Origin of the sequence: Streptomyces sp. SID10853 (assembly GCF_010548145.1) — a bacterium.
GTDB lineage: Bacteria > Actinomycetota > Actinomycetes > Streptomycetales > Streptomycetaceae > Streptomyces.
In genome coordinates, this window is record NZ_JAAGLN010000388.1 from 1 (window position 1) to 3,764 (window position 3,764).

The 3,764-nt window shown below is 69.1% G+C and carries 3 protein-coding genes; all 3 read right to left on the minus strand.

The window, feature by feature from the left end:
* Nucleotides 1-154: 154 nt before the first annotated feature.
* Nucleotides 155-1,324, minus strand: coding sequence for a ParA family protein (locus tag G3I19_RS37880; RefSeq protein WP_164267747.1), 1,170 nt, complete (start codon nucleotides 1,322-1,324; stop codon nucleotides 155-157).
* A gap of 328 nt (nucleotides 1,325-1,652) precedes the next feature.
* Nucleotides 1,653-2,768, minus strand: coding sequence for an alanine dehydrogenase (gene ald, locus G3I19_RS35165; protein ID WP_164267749.1), 1,116 nt, complete (start codon nucleotides 2,766-2,768; stop codon nucleotides 1,653-1,655).
* Nucleotides 2,769-2,960: 192 nt separating this feature from the next.
* Nucleotides 2,961-3,764 (minus strand): tetratricopeptide repeat protein (locus G3I19_RS35170; protein WP_164267748.1); only part of this gene is annotated, 804 nt, incomplete at its 5' end.

A 3,764-nucleotide genomic window follows, 5' to 3' on the forward strand; every position in this document is an offset into this window, starting at 1 on the left:
TCCCGCTCGGCGGGCGGCGCGGCCGGTGCGGCCGGGTCGCTCTCGCCCGCGGGTCCCGGGATCCGCGCCTCGCCGTTGACCGGCCGCCGCGGGGACGACGACTGGAGCGCCGTTCCCCCGGTCGTACGGAACAGTTCGTCGGCCCCCGGCAGACTCACTCGGCGTGACACCGGGCGAGCACCTCCCTGGCGAGCTGACGGTAGGCGGCCGCGCCGACCGAGTTGGAGGCGTACGTCGTGATGGGCTCACCGGCGACCGTGGTCTCCGGGAAGCGCACGGTCCGGCCGATGACTGTGTGGTACACGTGATTGTCGAAGGCTTCGACCACACGGGCCAGCACCTCACGGCTGTGCACCGTACGGGAGTCGTACATCGTGGCCAGGATCCCGTCGAGCTCCAGGTCGGGGTTGAGCCGCTCCTGGACCTTCTCGATGGTCTCGGTCAGCAGGGCCACCCCGCGCAGCGCGAAGAACTCGCACTCCAGCGGCACGATGACCTTGTGCGCGGCCGTCAGCGCGTTCACGGTCAGCAGACCGAGCGACGGCTGGCAGTCGATCACGATGTAGTCGTAGTCCTGCATCAGCGGCTTGAGCGCGCGCTGGAGCGTGGACTCCCGGGCGACCTCACTGACGAGCTGCACTTCGGCGGCCGACAGGTCGATGTTGCTCGGCAGCAGGTCCATGTTGGGGACCGCTGTCTTGAGCAGGACCTCGTCCGCCGCCATGCCCCGCTCCATGAGCAGGTTGTAGACGGTGAGGTCGAGCTCCATCGGGTTCACACCGAGACCGACGGAGAGCGCGCCCTGCGGGTCGAAGTCGACCAGCAGCACCCGCCGTCCGTACTCCGCGAGGGCCGCGCCCAGGTTGATGGTCGACGTGGTCTTGCCCACGCCGCCCTTCTGGTTGCACATCGCGATGATCTTGGCGGGACCGTGGTCGGTCAGCGGTCCTGGGATCGGGAAGTACGGCAGCGGCCGCCCGGTCGGGCCGATCCGCTCGCGGCGCTGGCGGGCAGCGTCCGGGGCGAGCGTGGCCGCGTACTCCGGGTCGGGCTCGTACTCGGCGTCGGGGTCGTAGAAGTGACCCTCGGGTACCTCGTTGTAGACGGCGAGGTGGGTGGTCGAATCGCCACTCCGGTCGCCGGCCCTGGCGTTCACGTGTAGGCCGTCCATACTCTGGTGGGCTGTCGTCATGTGCGGGTGGGTCTGATGGCTCGCGGAGGCGCGGACAGCGACGGAGCCGACAGCCTCGCGCCCCGCAGGGCCGTGGCCCCGAGCAGGCGTTCCCGATCGACCACCCCCGGGAGTAAATGTCGACTCATTCACAAGTCGTCTTACCTCCTTGGACGTGACCAGGAAACTTTATCGATAGGTCAGCGTGGCACCATGCCGACGATGGGCGACTCTATGGCGTGTCACCGGTCCTCAGCAACACAATCCGCCGGACCCGGCCCGATGTGTCGGCAACGGAACACCCCGGTGTCAAGGGCGTACAGGGATCACTCGGCGGGTTTCCCGGGTGTACGAAACGGCTAAAGGGTTACGTTCACGGCGAGTTGAACGAGGGGCGCAAAGGGGGCAGACGCGCAACCGGCCGGACCTCGGCGAGCAAGGTCCGGCCGGTTGCGTGAGATTGACGACGCGTGTTGACGTGTCAGCCGAGCAAGGTGCTCAGTTCGGTGTACGGAAGACCGAGGTCCTCGGCGACCGAACGGTAAACGACCTGCCCGTCATGCGTGTTGAGGCCGAGCGCCAGCGCGGAGTCACGGCGCAGCGCCTCCTCCCAGCCCCGGTTCGCGAGCTCCACGATGTACGGGAGCGTGGCGTTGGTGAGGGCATAAGTCGACGTACGCGGCACTGCGCCCGGCATATTCGCGACACAGTAGAACACCGAGTTGTGGACCTGGAAGGTCGGCTCGGCGTGCGTGGTCGGACGCGAGTCCTCGAAGCAGCCACCCTGATCAATCGCAATGTCGACAAGTACACTTCCGGGCTTCATCTTGGCGACGAGCGCGTTGGTGACGAGCTTCGGCGCCTTGGCACCGGGGATGAGCACGGCACCGATGACGAGGTCCGCGGCGACGACCGCCTTCTCCAGCTCGAACGCGTTCGAGACGATCGTCTGCACCTTGGTGCCGAAGATCCGGTCAGCCTCGCGGAGCTTGTTGATGTCCTTGTCCAGCAGGGTGACGTGGAAGCCCATGCCGATGGCGATCTGGGTGGCGTTCCAGCCGGAGACACCGCCGCCGATGACGACGGCCTCACCCGCCGCCGTACCGGGCACACCGCCGGGCAGCACGCCGCGGCCGCCCGCGGAGCGCATCAGGTGGTACGCGCCGACCTGCGGGGCGAGCCGGCCTGCCACCTCCGACATCGGGGCGAGCAGCGGCAGCTGGCGGTTCGCGGTCTCGACCGTCTCGTACGCGATGGCCGTGGTGCCGGACTCCAGCAGGGCGTCCGTGCACGCGCGGGAGGCGGCGAGGTGCAGGTAGGTGAAGAGCGTCTGGTCCTTGCGGAGCCGGTGGTACTCCTCGGCGACCGGCTCCTTGACCTTGAGCAGCAGATCGGCGGTGGCCCACACCTCGTCGGCCGTGGGGAGGATGCGCGCGCCCGCGGCCACGTACTCCTCGTCGGTGATCGCGGAGCCGACACCCGCGCTCTGCTCGATGACGACCTGATGTCCATGGCGCACCAGCTCGTGCACGCCTGCCGGGGTGATGGCCACCCGGAACTCGTTGTTCTTGACCTCGCGGGGGATGCCGACCAGCACGTCGATCACGGTCCTTGAATCTGGGGGGGGTGATGTTCTGGATATGACGCACATATCCGGCTATGCACAGCAGTGCTGAAGACATCCCGGATGGACGCGACGAAAACCAGTGTTAATGAAGGACTACGCGCTGTCTAGCCTTTCAAAGCATCAATCTTCAGTCGACCGACCACGGATTTCGTAGGCAAATCGCTAATCAGCCAGCAATCTCTCAGCCGAACCGCGGTGCAGATGCGCGGCCGCAGAGTCGCCCAGCCGCTCCAGGGTGTCGGCGAGCCGCAGGTGCAGCGCCGCCTGAAGCCGCACGTCATCGGCGCGCCGCGCCCACTCCACCGCCTCCGTGCAGGTGCGCAGCGACTCCTCGGGGCGCCCCGCGTACTCCTGCACCCGGGCCACCTCACTGAGCGCCCGCGCCTGGGCCGGCAGGTCTCCCGTGCGCCGGTATCCGGCCACCGCGGCCCGCCAGTTGCGCAGCGCGTCGGTGTAGTGCCCGGCGTAGGTGTGCACGGTCCCGAGCCGGCCGTGGAGCCGGGACTCGTCCGCGAGTTCTCCCCGCGCCTGCCGCTGGGAGAGCGCCCGCCCGTACCAGTCGCAGGCCCGCTGCCAGTCCCCCAGCTCCTGGTAGGCGCCACCGACGGATTCCGTCGCCCGGCCGGTCGCGTACGGGTCGTTCGCCGCGCGTCCCGCGTCCAGCGCCGCCCGGTAGCGGGCCAGGGCGTCACGGGTACGGCCGGTCCGTGCGTCGAGATCGGCGAGGTTCAGCAGCGCCGCCGCCTGCTCACGGTGCAGTCCGCGCCGCTCGGCGACACCGAGGACCAGCTGATGGAGCCCGTACAGCTCGGCAGCGGCGGCCTCGGCTCCGCGGTGCGCGGTCAGGGCCCGTACGAACGCGGCGACCAGCCGCCTGGCCAGCGTGTCGAGCTCGCCGTCCGCGACGGCCAGCCGGGCGCTCGCGAACAGCACCGGCTCCCGCAGCCGGAGCCACTCGGCGGCGGC